At 43.2% G+C, this 16,842-nt stretch carries 14 protein-coding genes; all 14 read left to right on the top strand.

Features of this window, described 5'->3' with window-relative positions; all coding sequences use genetic code 11:
• Nucleotides 1-32 precede the first annotated feature (32 nt).
• On the top strand, nucleotides 33-1,343 hold the full coding sequence (locus tag JL57_RS23640; RefSeq protein WP_045690935.1) for a lactate racemase domain-containing protein: 1,311 nt from the start codon (nucleotides 33-35) through the stop codon (nucleotides 1,341-1,343).
• Complete coding sequence (locus JL57_RS23635; protein ID WP_291300482.1) at nucleotides 1,340-2,383, top strand: zinc-binding dehydrogenase; 1,044 nt, start codon at nucleotides 1,340-1,342, stop codon at nucleotides 2,381-2,383. Before JL57_RS23640 ends, JL57_RS23635 begins: the two co-directional genes overlap by 4 nt.
• 128 nt (nucleotides 2,384-2,511) lie before the next feature.
• Nucleotides 2,512-3,207 carry a FadR/GntR family transcriptional regulator gene (locus JL57_RS23630; RefSeq protein ID WP_034144387.1) on the top strand — a complete coding sequence of 232 codons (696 nt, stop codon included), beginning with the start codon at nucleotides 2,512-2,514 and terminating at the stop codon, nucleotides 3,205-3,207.
• Between the two features lie 228 nt (nucleotides 3,208-3,435).
• Nucleotides 3,436-4,608, top strand: a complete 1,173-nt coding sequence (locus tag JL57_RS23625) for an NADP-dependent malic enzyme (protein WP_034144386.1) — start codon at nucleotides 3,436-3,438, stop codon at nucleotides 4,606-4,608.
• 33 nt (nucleotides 4,609-4,641) lie between these two features.
• Entirely contained in the window at nucleotides 4,642-5,607 is a 966-nt protein-coding gene (locus tag JL57_RS23620; protein WP_034144385.1) for a thiamine pyrophosphate-dependent dehydrogenase E1 component subunit alpha, read from the top strand.
• Nucleotides 5,608-5,625: 18 nt separating this feature from the next.
• Nucleotides 5,626-6,615, top strand: coding sequence for an alpha-ketoacid dehydrogenase subunit beta (locus tag JL57_RS23615; protein ID WP_034144384.1), 990 nt, complete (start codon nucleotides 5,626-5,628; stop codon nucleotides 6,613-6,615).
• 12 nt (nucleotides 6,616-6,627) lie between these two features.
• Nucleotides 6,628-7,962 carry a 2-oxo acid dehydrogenase subunit E2 gene (locus JL57_RS23610; protein WP_034144383.1) on the top strand — a complete coding sequence of 445 codons (1,335 nt, stop codon included), beginning with the start codon at nucleotides 6,628-6,630 and terminating at the stop codon, nucleotides 7,960-7,962.
• 86 nt (nucleotides 7,963-8,048) lie between these two features.
• Nucleotides 8,049-9,440, top strand: coding sequence for a dihydrolipoyl dehydrogenase (lpdA, locus tag JL57_RS23605; protein WP_034144382.1), 1,392 nt, complete (start codon nucleotides 8,049-8,051; stop codon nucleotides 9,438-9,440).
• Between the two features lie 18 nt (nucleotides 9,441-9,458).
• Nucleotides 9,459-10,712, top strand: coding sequence for a nickel-dependent lactate racemase (gene larA, locus JL57_RS23600; protein ID WP_034144381.1), 1,254 nt, complete (start codon nucleotides 9,459-9,461; stop codon nucleotides 10,710-10,712).
• Between the two features lie 85 nt (nucleotides 10,713-10,797).
• The gene (gene lipB, locus JL57_RS23595; protein ID WP_034144380.1) at nucleotides 10,798-11,478 is read left to right on the top strand and encodes a lipoyl(octanoyl) transferase LipB; all 681 of its coding nucleotides are present in this window, start codon (nucleotides 10,798-10,800) and stop codon (nucleotides 11,476-11,478) included.
• On the top strand, nucleotides 11,451-12,299 hold the full coding sequence (lipA, locus tag JL57_RS23590; RefSeq protein ID WP_034144379.1) for a lipoyl synthase: 849 nt from the start codon (nucleotides 11,451-11,453) through the stop codon (nucleotides 12,297-12,299). Before lipB ends, lipA begins: the two co-directional genes overlap by 28 nt.
• An 83-nt stretch (nucleotides 12,300-12,382) precedes the next feature.
• Nucleotides 12,383-14,131 carry an aldehyde ferredoxin oxidoreductase family protein gene (locus tag JL57_RS23585; protein ID WP_034144378.1) on the top strand — a complete coding sequence of 583 codons (1,749 nt, stop codon included), beginning with the start codon at nucleotides 12,383-12,385 and terminating at the stop codon, nucleotides 14,129-14,131.
• A 250-nt stretch (nucleotides 14,132-14,381) separates the two neighbouring features.
• Complete coding sequence (locus tag JL57_RS23580) at nucleotides 14,382-14,978, top strand: GDSL-type esterase/lipase family protein (protein WP_034144377.1); 597 nt, start codon at nucleotides 14,382-14,384, stop codon at nucleotides 14,976-14,978.
• Nucleotides 14,979-16,333: 1,355 nt separating this feature from the next.
• Complete coding sequence (locus JL57_RS23575) at nucleotides 16,334-16,630, top strand: DUF2922 domain-containing protein (RefSeq protein ID WP_291300499.1); 297 nt, start codon at nucleotides 16,334-16,336, stop codon at nucleotides 16,628-16,630.
• The last annotated feature ends 212 nt before the right edge of the window (nucleotides 16,631-16,842 follow it).

Genomic DNA, 16,842 nt, shown 5'->3' with positions numbered 1-16,842 from the left:
TAAGCTTATTTATAGATTAAGGAGAATTCAAAATGGGAATACTGCAAGAACTTCTGGCAGATATACAAATACCAGAAATGTTAAAAGTAAAATTCCAGTTTCCCTGCAATCAGTTAAAGGATATAGAAAAGGTAGTAATTAATGAACTGAGCAGAGAAAATACCCTAAGCAGCATCAAGCAGGGAGATACCGTGGCAATAGCCATTGGAAGCAGGGAAATAGCCAATCTGGCACTAATTATTAGAACAATGACAAATTGTATAAAGGAAAAGGGTGGCAAACCTTTCATAGTACCGGCAATGGGCAGCCATGGAGGTGCAACCGGCCAAGGGCAGCAGGAGGTACTAGCAACGTTTGGAGTAACCGAAGAAAACATAGGTGTCCCGATTAAATCATCTATGGAGACAACCCAAATCGGAATAACAGAAACTGGGATTCCTGTGTATATGGACAATTATGCGTTTGAAGCTGATTGCCTTATACCTGTCGGCAGGATAAAGCCGCATACTGACTTCAGGGGGCCATACGAAAGTGGCCTAATGAAGATGATTGCAATAGGACTGGGGAAACAGAAGGGTGCTTCAATATGCCACCAACTGGGACTTCCGAAGATGTCGAAAAATGTTTATGATATGGCAAAGGTATCCTTAGAAAAAACAAATATAATTTTTGGCCTTGGAATTATAGAAAACGCATTTCATGGAACTTATAAAATAGTGGCAATTCCTGCAGAGGAAATTGAAGCAGAGGAGCCAAAGCTTCTCTGCGAAGCAAAAGCGCTAATACCCGCTATTCCCTTTGAAAGGGTTGATGTAATACTGGTTGAAGAAATGGGCAAGGACATAAGCGGCACCGGTATGGATTCCAACGTCATAGGGCGGTCGTCAACCTTGGGATTCTGGAAGCCCAATGCAGAAAGAATCGTTGTACTTGATCTGACCGATAAATCCCATCATAACGCCAATGGTTTTGGACTTGCTGATATAACCTGCAGGAAAATGTTTGATAAAATGGATTTTGATCAGACATATCCAAATGCAATAACAAGCTCGGAAACAAATGCTGTAAAGATTCCAATCGTCATGCCAAGTGACGAAACTGCCATAAAATGCGCCATTAAGACATGTACCCAAATTGAAAAAGGGGGGGTCAAAATGGTTTGGATTAAGAATACGTTGTCTCTGAATGAGTTTTATATCTCTGAAGCATTGAAAGATGAAGCATTGAAGAATGATAAACTAGACCTATGCGGTATTGCAATAAAATTAAATTTTAGTAAGAATGGAGACCTGTTGAATTTGCAAAGAAGCAAAGGAAACCGCATTATGGGGAGGTTAGTATGAAAGCATTGATGAAAGTTGCTAAGGGTAGCGGCAATATGGAAATTAGGGACATTGCGGTACCGAAGTTGCCCAATGATGACTGGGTGCTCATAAAGGTAAAGGCAGCAGGGGTATGCGGGACAGATCTCCATATATGGCATGATCAGTTTCCATACTGGCCTCCTGTAGTAATGGGGCACGAGTTTTCGGGAGAGATCGTTGAGATAGGGAAAAACGTCAAGGGATTCAAGCTCGGAGATAGGGTGGTCGCAGAACCGCATTCCATGGCCTGCGGAGTATGTGAGATGTGCAGGCAGGGAAAAGTCCAGATTTGCGCGAGTAAGAGGTCACCTGGATGGGGAATCAACGGAGCGTTTACCGATTGCTTGGTAATGCCTGCAATGCTTCTGCACAAGATACCCGAAGGGTTGTCCTACGAGCTTGCGGCCCTGGCAGAACCGATGGCGATAACAGTGCACCAGGTAGTAGAAAGAGGCAGAATAGAGTGTCAGGACTTTGTGGTGATAACAGGAGCAGGTCCTATAGGGATTTTGGCGGCGTTCGTTGCTAAATCGATGGGAGCAGCAAAGGTAGCAATCACAGGAATGAGTGCGTGTGAACAGATAAGGTTTGAAGCAGCAGAAGCACTGGGTGCTGATTATATAATAAATGTAGAAAAAGAAAATGCAGTGGAACGGATAATGGAACTGACCAAGGGAAGAGGTGCGGACTTAGTAATAGAGACCAGTGGATCGGGACCAGCCATAGCTCAATGTGTAGAAATGGTAAGGAAATGCGGAAGGATATCAGTAATAGGGATAAGCGCGAGGGAGACAGTCAACTTCCCATGGAATGCAGCGATATATAAGGTTCTTGATATTTCATTTAACATGAGTTCAAGCTACACATCCTGGGACAAGGCACTCTCACTTATTGCCAACACCAATAAGGACCTGAACAAAGTGATCACCCACAAGACAACCATCAATGAATGGAAGAAGGTATTTAATGATCTTGAGGCGGAACGAGGTATAAAAGCACTGTTCATATCTGAAAGCTGAATTGGGCTAGTAAGGTATTAAGATGAATCCCTTTGCGCAGTTGACTCTCGTCTAATGATATCACCATTAGACAAAGAACCAAATATTTGCTATCATTAACCTGAAGTCAACTGATTTGGGAGGTACCTATGTTAGTACCATTGACGAAAACAAGGTTATATGAAGGAATTGTCAAACAGCTTACCAATTTAATTAATAACGGATCGTTAAAGCCTGGTGACCGACTTCCAACAGAAAGAGAACTGGCAGTTGAACTGAATGTGAGCAGGACTGCAATTCGGGAGGCGCTTCGATCATTAGAAATAATGGGGTTTATCGAATCAAAAGTTGGAGACGGAACCTATATTAAAGAAATAACACTAAGTAATGTCATTGATCCTTTTTCCAGCATTTTATTTCAGGATAAGAAGCTTATGGTTGAACTTATTGAGGTGAGACTATTACTCGAAACCGAAATAGCTAAATTGGCAGCACGCAGGATAAATGCTGATAAAGCTGCCGATATAGAGAAGTCTCTTGATTTAATGAAAAAGGAAATTGATGAAGGCGGTATCGGGATTAAGGGGGACAATCAATTTCACAATGCATTAGCCACAGCAGCTGAGAACATTGCTATGTCGAAGATATTAAACATGTGCGGTGATTTGTTAAACTCTACAAGGGAGGCTGCGTTAATAAACATGAAGGATACGAGGATAGGACTTAAACATCACAGAGAGATTTTTGAGGCTGTAAAGGCCGGTGACGAAGAAAAGGCTGCAGAGTTGATGAAAAAACATCTTGAAGAGGCGTTCAAAAATGTTCAGGGAATTGAAGAAGAATAATATTTAATGATACGTTGAAATAGAAATGAGATTGTGATATGTTAATGGTATGACAATACTATAATAGTATAAAAGAGTTGATTAAGGAATATATATGAGTATTCTTTTGTACGAAGTGCAAAATAATTAATATTAAAGGTCATACCATAATACAATTAAACATATCTTCATGAGCTATTAGTGAACTCATCATCAAATTATTAATGAGAAGGAAAGAGGATCAAAACTATGACAATTCAAGAAGAATCACTCAATGCCCATCGAGAATGGAAGGGCAAAATCGAAGTCATCAGCGCTGTCCCGGTAGTTAGCAAAAGGGACCTTTCGCTAGCGTACACGCCAGGAGTTGCAGAACCCTGCTTGGCAATACAAAAGGATGTGGACCTGTCCTATACCTATACCCGGAGATGGAATTTGGTAGCGGTTGTTACTGATGGAACCGCGGTGCTCGGACTGGGAGATATAGGCCCGGAAGCAGGAATGCCTGTGATGGAGGGCAAGTGCGTACTATTCAAGACTTTTGGGAACGTGGATGCTTTCCCGCTGTGCATCCGATCCAAAAACGTGGATGATATTGTAAATACTGTAAGGCTGCTTGCCGGAAGCTTCGGTGGGGTGAATCTGGAGGATATATCGGCACCGAGATGTTTCGAAATAGAGAGGAGGTTAAAAGAGAACTGTGATATTCCCATTTTCCATGATGATCAGCATGGGACAGCAGTTGTCACGGTAGCGGCCATGTTGAATGCCCTCAAACTCCTAAAAAAAGATATTCAAGACGTTGAGGTTGTTGTCAATGGTTCGGGAGCTGCTGGTATAGCGGTTACCAAGCTCTTGATGAGCATGGGGATGAAAAAGGTCATCCTCTGTGATACCAAGGGTGCAATTTACGAGGGCAGGGAAAACTTGAATCCGGAAAAAGCAGAAATGGCTAAGATTTCCAATCTTCAAATGAAAAAAGGCTTATTAAAGGATGTAATGGTTGGTGCGGATGTATTTATCGGTGTGTCTGCTCCGGGGGTCGTAACAAAGGAAATGGTTCAGAGTATGGCAAAAGACCCAATTATTTTCGCAATGGCCAATCCAACCCCGGAAATAATGCCGGATATCGCAAGAGCAGCAGGAGCAAAGGTGATTGGCACAGGACGCTCGGACTTTGCTAACCAGATCAATAATATACTTGCTTTCCCTGGAATATTCAGAGGAGCTTTGGATGTAAGGGCAAGTGACATCAATGATGAGATGAAGATTGCAGCAGCTATGGCGATCGCAGACTTGATTACCGTAACGGAACTGAAGCCGGAGTATGTCATCCCCGATCCATTTGATCCTAGAGTGGGAAAGGCGGTGGCAGCAGCTGTTGCAAAGGCAGCAAGAGATTCCGGTGTCGCAAGGATTTAATTTACACAATGAAAAAGTGATGGAGGTGCAGTAATGCTAGAAAAAGAACGTATGATCTCAATTTTTAAGACCATGAACAATATTAGAAAGTTTGAAGAAAAGGCATATCAATTATTTGAACAAAACAAGCTGAGAGGATCGGTTCATCTTTGCATTGGGCAGGAAGCCATTCCAGCTACAGTTTGTTCCCTGTTGAGGGATGAGGATTATATAACCAGCACACACCGAGGACATGGACATTGTATTGCCAAAGGAGCAGAGCTGGGAAAGGCTATGGCGGAGCTGATGGGGAAAGCCACAGGATATTGTAAAGGCAGAGGGGGTTCCATGCATATTGCGGATCTTACCAAAGGCAATCTTGGGGCAAATGCTATAGTGGGCGGCGGATTGCCCATTGCCGTGGGCGGAGCTTTAGCCGCCAAGCTAAAGGGTACGGATCAGGTTGCTGTGTCATTTTTCGGTGAAGGGGCATCCAATGAAGGCACTTTCCATGAAGCAATCAACCTGGCTTCTGTGTGGAAGCTGCCGGTTATATTTATCTGTGAGAACAATCTCTATGGAATCTCCTGTCATGCAAGTGAGAGTACATCGGTTGTAGATATTGGTACAAGCCGTGCTTCAGGCTATAATATCCCCGGCTATAGTGCTGACGGCAATGATGTGCTGACAATCAATGATCTTGTAGAAAAAGCTATTGCCAGGGCTAAGGCGGGTGAAGGGCCGACCCTGATAGAGCTTAAGACATACCGCTGGCTTGGCCATTGGACCGGCGACCCACAGGTGTACAGGTCAAAGGAAGAAGTGGAAGAATGGAAGCAGAAATGTCCGATCAAGAGGTTCAAAGAATACTTGATCAACAATCAAGTACTGACTAGCGCAGAATGTGATGAAATTGAAACGGATGCTCTTAATCAGGTAGAAGCAGCAACAAAGTTCGCCTTGGAGAGTCCAGAACCGGATCCGGCCACAGTAATGGAAGACGTTTTCTGCGAAAATTAAGGGAAGGGGGATCGTGATATGAGTATTAAAACGTATGCCATGGCAATTAGAGATGTTATCGCTGAAGAAATGAGAAAAGACCAAACAGTTTTTATCATGGGTGAAGATATTGCCAAACAAGGTGGAATTTTCGGTTGTACAAAGGGTCTGCTAGATGAATTCGGAGGAGAAAGAGTTAGAATTACGCCCATATCAGAAGCCGGCTTTGTAGGCGCGGGAATTGGTGCTGCTTGTGCAGGAATGAGACCTATTGTGGAATTGATGTATATGGACTTTACCTATGTTGCCATGGATCAATTATTAAACCAGGCGGCTAAAATCAGATACATGTTTGGCGGAAAAGCCACCATTCCCATGGTGGTAAGAGGACAGCAGGGAGTTGGAAGAGGAAATGCCGGGCAGCATTCCCAATGCGTGGAGCAATTCTTTTTGCACATTCCAGGCATGAAGGTGATTATGCCCTCTAGTCCAGCCGATGCAGCAGGCCTTTTAAGGACAGCCATCAGGGATAATAATCCTGTGATGTTCTTTGAACACAAAGCACTGTATGCAACAAAGGGTGAAGTATCAGACGATCCTGAATTTGCAATTCCCTTTGGTAAGGCCAATGTGTTAAAAGAGGGTAAGGACGTAACCATCATCGGAACACATTTGTATGTTGGCAAGGCGATGAATGTTGCCAAGACGCTCGCTGCAGAAGGAATCGATGTTGAGGTGATTGATCCAAGGACATTGGTGCCCATGGACACTGAAACCATGCTCAATTCAGTGAAGAAGACGGGAAGAGCTGTGGTTGTTCATGAAGCCCATAAAATTGGAGGCGCCGGAGCTGAAATCGCCTCAATGTTGACAGAGGGAGCTTTCAAGTACCTGGATGCTCCAGTAGCAAGGCTTGGAGCTAAGCAGTGTACATTGCCCTTTAATCTTGGCCTTGAAAATGCAGTTGTTCCGCAGGAAGAGGATATAATCAAGGCGGTCAAATCTGTGCTGTATCAATCGCAGAACTAAGGAGAGATTTAGATGGCTACAAGAGTAATTATGCCCAAACAGGGCCTTCAGATGACAGAAGGGACAATCACAAAGTGGCTGATAGCCGAGGGCGAAAAGGTAGAATTGGAGCAACCCCTGTTTGAAATGGAAACAGACAAATTAAATATAGAAATTGTATCGTCCGCATCTGGAACGCTTTTAAAGATTATTAGAGGGGTAGGAGAAACTGTTCCTATTACTGAAATCATTGCAGTCATTGGTGAACCGGGTGAAGAACTAGCGGAGTTTATTTCCCAAGAAGGGCCAGCCGATTCCCCGAAGGTTTCAGAGGCCGTTGAAAGAGAAACTGATACTAAACCGGCGGAAACTGAAGCGCCAAAGGCTCAAAGGAACGAGGGCGAACGAGTATTTATCACGCCGAGAGCAAAAACGTTGGCCGAGGATAAAGTCCTGAATTATCATAATCTTGAGGGCACAGGACCGGAAGGTCTGATCCTTGAAAGAGATGTGTTGGGCTATGTAGAACAGGTGTCTGCTCTGCCAAAGGCAAGCCCGCTGGCTGCTAAAGTCGCAAGGCAGAATGAAGTAGAGCTTTCTGAGGTCAGCGGCAGTGGTGCTAGGGGCAAAATCATGAAGGCGGACGTTGAAGCAGCAGTTGAAGCTAGAAAGAGCAAAGCAGCGGCTGGCAGCAGATCCGGTAAGGTCATTCCCTTTGCCGGTATGAGACAAGTGATATCCGACCGGATGATGCAGAGTCTCCATGGCATGGCACAGGCTAATCACAGGATGAAAGTGGATATGAGCGAGGTAATCCGGTTTAGAGAGAAACTAAAGTCAAGCAGTATCAAGGTTTCTTTTACGGATATACTCGTAAAAGTTGTCTCCAAAGCCTTGCTTGATTTCCCCATCGTGAATTCATCATTAACAGAGCAAGGTATCCTACTGAAGGATTATGTGAATATGGGCTTGGCAGTAGCGGTTAATAACGGGCTGATCGTACCTGTAATCAAAGATGCGGACCTGATGTCCCTGGAAGAGATTTCAGCTGTAGCAGCAGAGCTTATAGATAAAGCCAAAAAAGGCGGCTTGAAGCCAGATGACTATTCCGGAGGAACGTTCACCATCACCAACCTCGGTATGTTTGAGATTGACGAGTTTACGGCCATCATCAATCCCCCAGAAAGTGCAATCCTGGCTGTAGGAAAGATTGATAGGATACCTGTTGTGGAAGGGGAGAATATCGTGATTCGACCGGTCATGATGCTAAGTCTGACCTATGACCACAGGGTCATCGATGGGGCGCCTGCCGCGCAGTTCCTGCAAAGAGTCAAGCAAATTATGCTGAATCCGTATTTACTAATTTAAGGCATATGAAAGTTAAAGGGACATTCCCCTACAAAGAGTAACTCTCTGAGGTTGAGGAATGTCCTTTTTGAAAAAGGGGAGAAAAAATGAACAACAAATTTGATTTAACCATTATCGGAGGCGGGCCTGGTGGGTATGTGGCTGCTATCCGTGCAACCCAATTAGGCTTAAAGGTTGCTGTTGTCGAAGAAAGAGAAATGGGCGGAACCTGTCTCAACCGGGGGTGTATTCCTACAAAATCCTTGTTGCATGCGGCTGAAATCTATCATACTGCAACACACGCTGCTGATTCTGGTATCAATATCGAGCAGGTCAGCTTTGACTATGCAAAAATTGCTGCTAAGAAAGACGCTGTCGTAAAACAACTCAGAGCCGGTGTCGAGTATCTAGTCAAAAGCAATGGCGGCACAATCCTTCCTGGCAGAGGGGTCATTCAAGATAAGAACACAATCGAAGTCACTGGAAAAGAGACCCAAATCATCAAAACCGATCAGATCATCATTGCAACAGGTTCCAGACCCTTTAAGCCCCCAATTCCAGGAATAGACGGAAATAAAGTACTGGATAGTGATGGCGTGTTGAATTTAACCACCTGTCCCGACAAAGTTGTGATTATAGGTGGAGGGGTGATTGGGGTTGAATTTGCAACAATATATAAGTCACTTGGCAAAGAAGTCGTGATTATTGAAATGATGGATAGCATCCTTCCCGGTATTGATCTGGAGGTATCCCAGGCCCTGAGAAAATCACTTGAAAGGAAAGGCATCAAAATATTTACCCAATCCAAAGTCACATCCCTTAAATCAGATACTAAGGCTGTTTGCACGTTTGAGAATCAGGGCAAAGAACTGAGTGCCGAAGGGGATATTGTAATCGTTGCCATAGGAAGAAAACCGAATTCTGAAAACCTTGGTCTGGAAAATGCAGGGATTGAGCTGGAGAGAGGTTTCATCAAAGTCAATGACAGTATGGAAACATCGGTAAAAGGTATCTACGCGATCGGGGATGTAACGGGCAAAGTATTGCTGGCCCACGTTGCGTCTGAACAGGGATTAGTGGCTGCCGCAAATTCTGCGGGGAAACATCAAAAAATGGACTACTCAGTTATCCCTGGATGCATCTATACCAGTCCTGAAGTTGCAACAGTTGGTTTAACAGAAGCAGAGGCTGCAAAAAAAGGGTCTCCATTAAAAATTGGCAGGTTTCCGGTGAGTGCGAATGGGAAATCCATGATCATGGGCGAGAAGGAAGGCTTTATAAAAATTATAACCGATAAAGCTACCGGAGAAATTCTGGGAACGCATATCATGGGGCCTAGGGCTACCGACATGATCTCGGAAATGTGTATTGCAATGAAGCTGGAATCCACCATCGAAGAGGTTGCCAACACAATCCATCCTCATCCGACGGTCAGTGAAATAATAATGGAAGCAGCGCACGATGTTGAAGGGATTTGCATACACAAGCCCAGGAGATAGAGGGAAGAAGTGAGGATCATGGAATTTGAGCTCGGATTCGGTAAAGGTATTTCTACGGTTAATATCAATGAAAATAATTTCCTAGGGCTTCTTGAACCGAATCAAGTCAAGTATGCGTTATCCGGAAAAGAAGAAGTGAAACGTGCTTTAGCTGAGCCCATCGGCACGAAAAGGCTGAAGGATATAGTGAAGCGTGGGGAAAAGATCGTGATCATAACCAGCGATATGACGCGACCTATGCCGAGCAAGTTGGTCTTGCCTGAAATTCTGGAGGAACTTACTCAGGCGAATATAGAAATAAGCGATATTAAAATAGTATTTGGACTGGGTAGTCATCGAAAGCAGACAGAAGAAGAAAAGAGATATCTCGTTGGAGATGCCATTTATTCCATAATTGAGTGCGTAGATAGTGATATTTCCGACTGTGTACACATGGGTACGACCGCCAACGGTACACCCGTAGATATTTTCAGGGTGGTGGCTGAGGCAGACCGCAGAATATGTCTTGGAAATATTGAGTACCATTATTTTGCAGGGTACAGTGGCGGAGCCAAGGCGATTATGCCGGGCGTTTCTACCAGGTCGGCCATTCAGGCCAACCATAGCAAGATGGTTGAAAAAGAGGCAAAAGCGGGAGAGATGGCTCATAATCCCGTGAGAAAAGATATCGAAGAAGCTATCAAGTTTATTCCCATTGATTTTTTATTAAACGTTGTTCTGGATGAGAAAAAAACCATTATTAAAGCGGTTGCTGGCCATCATGTTCAAGCCCATTGGGAAGGATGCCAATTTCTTGATCAACTGTATAAAGTGAAAATCAAGCAACTGGCGGATATCGTTATTGTCTCGGCTGGTGGTTACCCAAAGGATATAAATATGTACCAGGCACAGAAGGCTTTGGATAATGCCAAACATGCGGTAAGAAACGGCGGAATTATCATCCTTGTGGCGTCGTGTCAGGATGGGCTGGGTGAAGAAGTGTTTGAAAAATGGATGTTGAAGGCGGATACACCCCAATGGTTGATTGACGAAATTCAAAAGAACTTTGTACTTGGCGGACATAAAGCTGCGGCCATAGGGATGGTCTTGCTTAATTCAAAAATATTCCTAGTATCAAACCTGAACAGCGCTTTGGTAAAACAATTATTCATGGTACCTTTTGAAAATGTGGAAGCTGCTCTACATAAGGCTTTCGAAGAGCTTGGCAGAGATGCTGGCGTTCTACTGATGCCTTATGGAGGGTCTACATTACCAGTTTTAGGAAGGCGATGAGTGGATAGACAAGATGGCTAGGAGTAATCCTAGCCGTCAAGTGTAGTAAGCAGAGAATATCCCTGAAATGGCAGGTGACCTATTAATGAAACTAAATATCCTTAAGCTTGGTCTTCTGACCTATAAAGCCGCCCTGGATTTACAGGAAAAAATGCTGTTACTGCGGCAACAGAACGAGATCCCTGATACTCTAATTCTCTTGGAGCACCCCCCTGTTTTAACCTTGGGGAGGCGTGGAGAGTATGAAAACATCCTGTTTTCTAAGGAAATATTAGAAGCTCAGGGCGTTAAAATTTATGAGGTCAACCGAGGAGGAGATGTCACCTATCATGGCCCAGGACAAATCGTCGGTTATCCTATCATGGATTTAAGTCAATTGGGAAAAGATATTAAAGAATTTGTTTATAAAATTGAAGAGGTCTTTATCAGGCTCTTATTAAATGAGTTTGAAATAAAAGCAACACGAGATAAAAATAAATATACAGGAGTATGGGTAGGAAATAAAAAGATCACGGCTATAGGGATTGCGGTAAAACGCTGGATAACAATGCACGGCTTCGCATTTAACGTAAATACCGATTTAACTCATTTTGATTGGATAAATCCTTGCGGGATAACGGATAAAGGAGTAAGTTCTGTTAAAAAGCTTTTAGGTAGAGAAATGGACTTCTTCAAAATGAATGAACTAGTTATAAAGTATTTCAGTGAAGTATTTGAAGCTGATAGGATGGATGTCAAATGTATCAGGCCAAGCCGGAATGGCTAAAAATTAAAGCTCATTCTAACCAGAGCAAACTTGAGGTTGAGGAGCTTCTTGGCAAGCTATCTCTTCATACTGTATGTGAGGAAGCTAACTGTCCTAATATGATGGAATGCTTTGGCAATAAAACAGCAACCTTTATGATTTTAGGTAGAGTTTGTACCAGGAATTGTACCTTTTGTAATGTTTCAAAAGGAACTACTGAAGTGGTAGACCCAAGTGAGCCTTGGCATGTTGCGCAAGCAGTAATTAAGCTTGGGCTAAAACATGCCGTCATAACTTCCGTAACTCGCGACGATCTTGAAGATGGTGGCGCCAGTCATTTTGCAGCAGTAATTACCGAAATAAGAAAACTCGATGATAAGGTTGTGATTGAAGTCCTGGTTCCTGATTTCCAAGGGAGCCTGGCTGCTTTGGAAAAAGTCATTAACGCCAAACCGGACATCTTAAATCATAATATCGAGACAGTCCCAAGACTTTATAAAGAAGTAAGGCCCATGGCAATTTATGAAAGATCGCTGAAATTTCTAAACGATTCAAAGCTGCTAGACAACACCATCTTAACAAAATCCGGTATTATGGTGGGTCTTGGCGAAGAAAAACATGAAGTATTGGAAACAATGGAAGACTTGCGAAAAAACCACTGTGATTTACTGACGATTGGCCAGTATCTTCCTCCCTCGAAAAAACACCATCCATTAGTTGAATATGTTCACCCGGATGTATTTGAAGAATATAAACTGGAAGCTCTTGAGATGGGGTTCCGACATGTTGCCTCGGGACCACTGGTCAGAAGCTCATATCAGGCGCATAAAGCTATTGGCTAGTGACAGAAGATTATTTTCTCAGACCTTCTATGATTTTCGGGTATAGATCTAATGCAGAAAGTGAAGAAGATGGAGGGGACAGGATGAAAGGTTTTTTTGGAAAACTTTTGAGGATTAACCTCACGACAAGGTCGTACATTGTTGAGGAGATTCCGGAGGAAATATTTAAAACTTACCTTGGGGGAAAGGGTCTTGGTTCCTACTTGCTTTTAGAAAATGTCAAAAAAGGGATTGATCCGCTCTCAGAGGACAACAAGCTTATTTTTGTGACCGGTCCGGCAACGGGTACGGGAATGTGGGGTTCCAGCCGTTACGGGGTATATAGTAAATCGCCGCAAACAGGATTATATGGCGAATCATATTCCGGGGGCAAGGTCGCACCTCTGATGCGCAAAACAGGCTATGATGCGATTATTTTGGAGGGAGCTGCAGACGTGCCGCTTTATCTGGAAATATCTGATTGTAAGGTCGAGTTCAGAAACGCCAATCATCTCTGGGGTAGAGACACCTTTGAGGCGGAAGATCGGGTCTTAGAAGAGGTTGGAGTTCCTAAAGCCCAGGCCATCGTTATAGGACCGGCCGGGGAAAATTTGGTACGGTTCGCCTGTATCGAAAATAACTATTGGCGTTCAGCTGGCCGCACCGGTATGGGTGCGGTAATGGGCTCGAAAAAGGTTAAAGCTATTGTTTTTCACGGTCAAGCCCAGGCTGAGGTCTCTGATCCTGAACTGCTCAAGGATTTAATTAAATCTCTGACGGCGAAGGCTAAAGGGAATGTTGCCGTTAAAGCGTATCAAACTTATGGCACCACCCAGATGGTTAAAACCATGAATTGTGCAGAAACCTTCCCCACAAAATACTGGTCCGAAGGGGTTTATGAGAATTGGAGAGATCTTAGCGGGGACACCTTAATCGCTGAACATAAGGTCAAACCGAATGCCTGTCCCAATTGTTTCTTAGCTTGCGGAAAGCTTACCACGGTCGCTAAAGGCAAGTACGACGGGCTTAAGATTGAAGGGCCAGAGTATGAAACGATCTATGCCTTTGGGGGGCTTTGTTGTATCGGCGATTTAGCTGAGATCCTCCACTTAAATGACCTGTGTGACCGTTTAGGTATGGACACGATAACAGCGGGAAATTTAGCGGCCTTTACGATAGAAGCGGTTCTGCGTGGTAAAGTCGAAGCCAACTTAAGTTACGGTGACGCCAAGGGGGTGGCTGACTTACTTGAGGATATCGCCAAAGTAAGAGGCCTAGGGGTGATCTTGTCCCAAGGGATTAAACATGCTGCCAAAGTTTGGGAGCTTGAGGATATTGCCATCCACGTCAAAGGCTTGGAACCATCAGGCCATGATCCACGGGTGCTTAAAGGTATGGGGCTGGCCTTTGCTACATCAACCAGAGGTGCCTGCCATCTGCGCGCAACATTTTATAAGGCGGAGTTAAGTGGGATGATCGATCCTGCCATTACCCAAGGTAAAGCCGAAATGTTCATCGATTTTGAAAATAGGTTAACGCTTTTTAACACTCAAATCCTATGTGTCTTTTATAGGGACATGATTCTCTGGCCGGAACTTAGACAATTAGTAAAGGCACTCACTGGTTGGGATTATACCCAGATAGAACTTGAAGAGATTGCCAATAAGATTGTAACTTTAACAAAGATGTTTAATATCCGCGAAGGTGCGACAAGGGAACAGGATACACTGCCGAAACGGATGTTTAGGGAATCGCTGAACGAGGGCAGGGATACTATCACAGTTGGAGAACTAGACTTTATGCTCGACGAATATTACGAATTAAGAGGGTGGGATAGTCAAGGGCGATGTTAAATAGACTATTGCATTTGCTAAGAGAGATTGGCATCAACTAAGATAGCCACCAACTATGGAGTCAGTCCGCAGCTCATGGCTGGAACCGCCAGTAGCTACGTCAGTAACTAAAGCGTCTATGGATACTGGTGTAGTCTTTAAAACTAGATTAGATATCAGTGGCTCAACCTATGCGAGATTTGCAGAAAGATAACAATGGTTACAAAAGTAGAAGTCATTACGGTCATGTAGTAATTAAGGAGCTTGATTCGTGAAATTAGTTTGTTTAGGAGACAGTTTAACTTATGGATACAAAGTTAAGCTGTCTGAAACCTGGCCTTCGTTAGTAAAGCAGAAGTTAAATATTGAAGTTGTAAATAAAGGGATAAATGGCGATACAACTGGGGGCATGTTAGGACGATATAGCTTCGACGTGATGAGTGAAAGCCCTTCCCATGTAATTATAATGGGTGGTGGAAATGATTTGATTTGGGGAGTACCCCTTTCGGTCGTTGAAGCTAATTTGGTTGCTATGGTTCAGCAAGCTCTTCATAATCAAATAGTTCCTATAATCGCTATACCCATTCCTTTTTCTGTTATAAAAACAAAAAAATATTGGCCCTATGTGAGTAATTTTGACGTAATTAATCAAAATATCAAAGAATACCGAGAGTGGATTCTGACTTTCACTAAAAATTTCTCAGTACATGTTTTAGATTTTTACGAACTTTTTATTGATTACCAATGCAATGTTCGGCACGATCTTTATAGTGACGGAATTCATCCGACAGCAAACGGTAACAAAATAATGAGTGATATAGTAGTACAAAAGTTTATTATGGAATTTGGAATTTTAAACAACATCTAATGCAAGCAGGCCAGATATTCGGCTATTTGATGAAGATTAGTTGGCAATATATGCGGTAGTCTTTCTCCTTTAATAAGCCAATTCAGCTATAATTCCTTTGCCGAATATATGTGTAGAGTTCCGCCTCCCTTCTTAGGGTTTTGGGCAATATTTGGTGCAGTAGTCATATCTGCTGGGATTTTGAGAGCCATCGAAATTAGACATAAAAGGAATAAAAGACAGGGCAAATTTTGACTTTTTAGTTCCTGACTGACATTCTTCTAAACCAGACAAGAAACAAATAGTGCAGGTTGTAACTTAACCAAGATTTTAAAACGTTTTCAAGAAGCCTTAGAAAAAGACGGCTCATTAACCAGTGAATTTCCAACACTTAGCCTATAAGAATGTGGTGGGGACGCGTCGGGATTACGTGGGACGCCAGTACGCTAATTAAGCCGGTTGCTTTCAGCGGGGTTCAACCCGTCGGGGAAAGTCCAGCCGCCAGGCAAAATTTTGGCGGCTAAAGTGGATTGAGAGTGGAGACATGAAAAAGACTAAGACGAGCAAGAAGCAATCATTAAAGAAGTGTCAATTTGAATTATCATTCCTATAAAACATCCATAGGGAGTGCTAGGTGCGTGACTGCGCCTGACCACATTTTGACCACGAAATCATGTTAATTTTGTAAAATTACTATCAATATGTGTAAACACTGACATTCAAAAATCCTTTAAAGGTGAGCATTTTATACCATTGTAAAGATTGTTATAGCTTATGACACCATGGGCGGCATGATGTAAGGTTGTCCTGAAACAATTGGTATCAGGGAGCTTACATTGTTACAACCCCTATTCTTTTCTTAAGGCAAAGGGTGTCCATAATGGGTGAAGTTATAGGAGCATTGAATGTTATTTAAGCATTAAGGAATTGAGTAAATATTTACAGATAAATTATGCTAAAGCAAGAAGCCTTGCCGAGGATCCTGCTTTCCCAAAATCATATTTGGAGAAAGAAAAGTTTTTCCTAAGGATCAGGTATTGGCATGGATGGATAAAAGGCCATTGCGCTTAAAGGAGTCTTTAGTGGAAAAAGTTGTGGAAACCTCTGCGATACAGTATTATACGGAAAGTGCATGTGTATAGTTACGTGTATAGCTACGCGATAAAAAACTGTAATGTTCTTTAATAAAAATTAAAAAAGGTACCAGTTGTCATGGTGCCTCAAACCCGCATAGATAACGAGGGTTCTAAGGTGAAAAGTTACGGTTCAACAACGACAACCATGTCCTTAAAGTGGGATTTACAGCTCCCGGTATTGAAGGTCAGGCTGATGCTATCAGTTCTGCCCAGACAAAAGCGGGACTATAGCCAGAAACGATCACTTATATTGAAGCCCATAGAACAGGGACAACTTTGGGTGATCCTATCGAGATTGAAGCTTTAAGGAAGGTCTTTGAAAAGGAAACCAATAAAAAAGGGTTTTGTGCTATCGAGGTCATGGATCTCCTTATCGAAAAGAATATTTTTGATCTTTCCGACGGCGACCTCGTCGCCAAAAGGGATGCAAAAATCATAGAAACAGTGACTGAGGATATTTTCGACGCCTGTCGCCTAAATTGTTTTGATATCGGCGCAAACCCGATAAAAGCCCAGTCCATACCCCGAATTGAATAAGCCAAACCGAAAAATGGCGGCCGGATGAAAGCATCTTCAAACCGGCCGCCATTTTTGTGGTCTGCTGTTTCTTCCGGAGTTTCCGCTGGCAAGCCCGCACCTTCTTAAGCTTGGGCACATATTGTGTAGAAAGTAATAGGAAGGATTGACGCGCGGATGACTACTACGACGGAACGCACCCCGCGGATTATCGCGGATGAAATAAACATAAT

This window comes from Desulfosporosinus sp. BICA1-9, assembly GCF_000802135.1.
The sequence above is the reverse complement of the archived record's forward strand: the minus strand, read 5'-3'. Positions and strand labels throughout refer to the sequence as shown.

Bases quoted from the DNA above. Each gene is read 5' to 3' on its own strand.
- JL57_RS23620 (WP_034144385.1), top strand. From the start codon at position 4,642: ATGCTAGAAAAAGAACGTATGATCTCAATTTTTAAGACCATGAACAAT.
- JL57_RS23635 (WP_291300482.1), top strand. From the start codon at position 1,340: ATGAAAGCATTGATGAAAGTTGCTAAGGGTAGCGGCAATATGGAAATT.
- lipA (WP_034144379.1), top strand. From the start codon at position 11,451: ATGTATCAGGCCAAGCCGGAATGGCTAAAAATTAAAGCTCATTCTAAC.
- larA (WP_034144381.1), top strand. From the start codon at position 9,459: ATGGAATTTGAGCTCGGATTCGGTAAAGGTATTTCTACGGTTAATATC.
- lpdA (WP_034144382.1), top strand. From the start codon at position 8,049: ATGAACAACAAATTTGATTTAACCATTATCGGAGGCGGGCCTGGTGGG.
- lipB (WP_034144380.1), top strand. From the start codon at position 10,798: ATGAAACTAAATATCCTTAAGCTTGGTCTTCTGACCTATAAAGCCGCC.
- JL57_RS23585 (WP_034144378.1), top strand. From the start codon at position 12,383: ATGAAAGGTTTTTTTGGAAAACTTTTGAGGATTAACCTCACGACAAGG.
- JL57_RS23640 (WP_045690935.1), top strand. From the start codon at position 33: ATGGGAATACTGCAAGAACTTCTGGCAGATATACAAATACCAGAAATG.
- JL57_RS23615 (WP_034144384.1), top strand. From the start codon at position 5,626: ATGAGTATTAAAACGTATGCCATGGCAATTAGAGATGTTATCGCTGAA.
- JL57_RS23630 (WP_034144387.1), top strand. From the start codon at position 2,512: ATGTTAGTACCATTGACGAAAACAAGGTTATATGAAGGAATTGTCAAA.
- JL57_RS23610 (WP_034144383.1), top strand. From the start codon at position 6,628: ATGGCTACAAGAGTAATTATGCCCAAACAGGGCCTTCAGATGACAGAA.
- JL57_RS23625 (WP_034144386.1), top strand. From the start codon at position 3,436: ATGACAATTCAAGAAGAATCACTCAATGCCCATCGAGAATGGAAGGGC.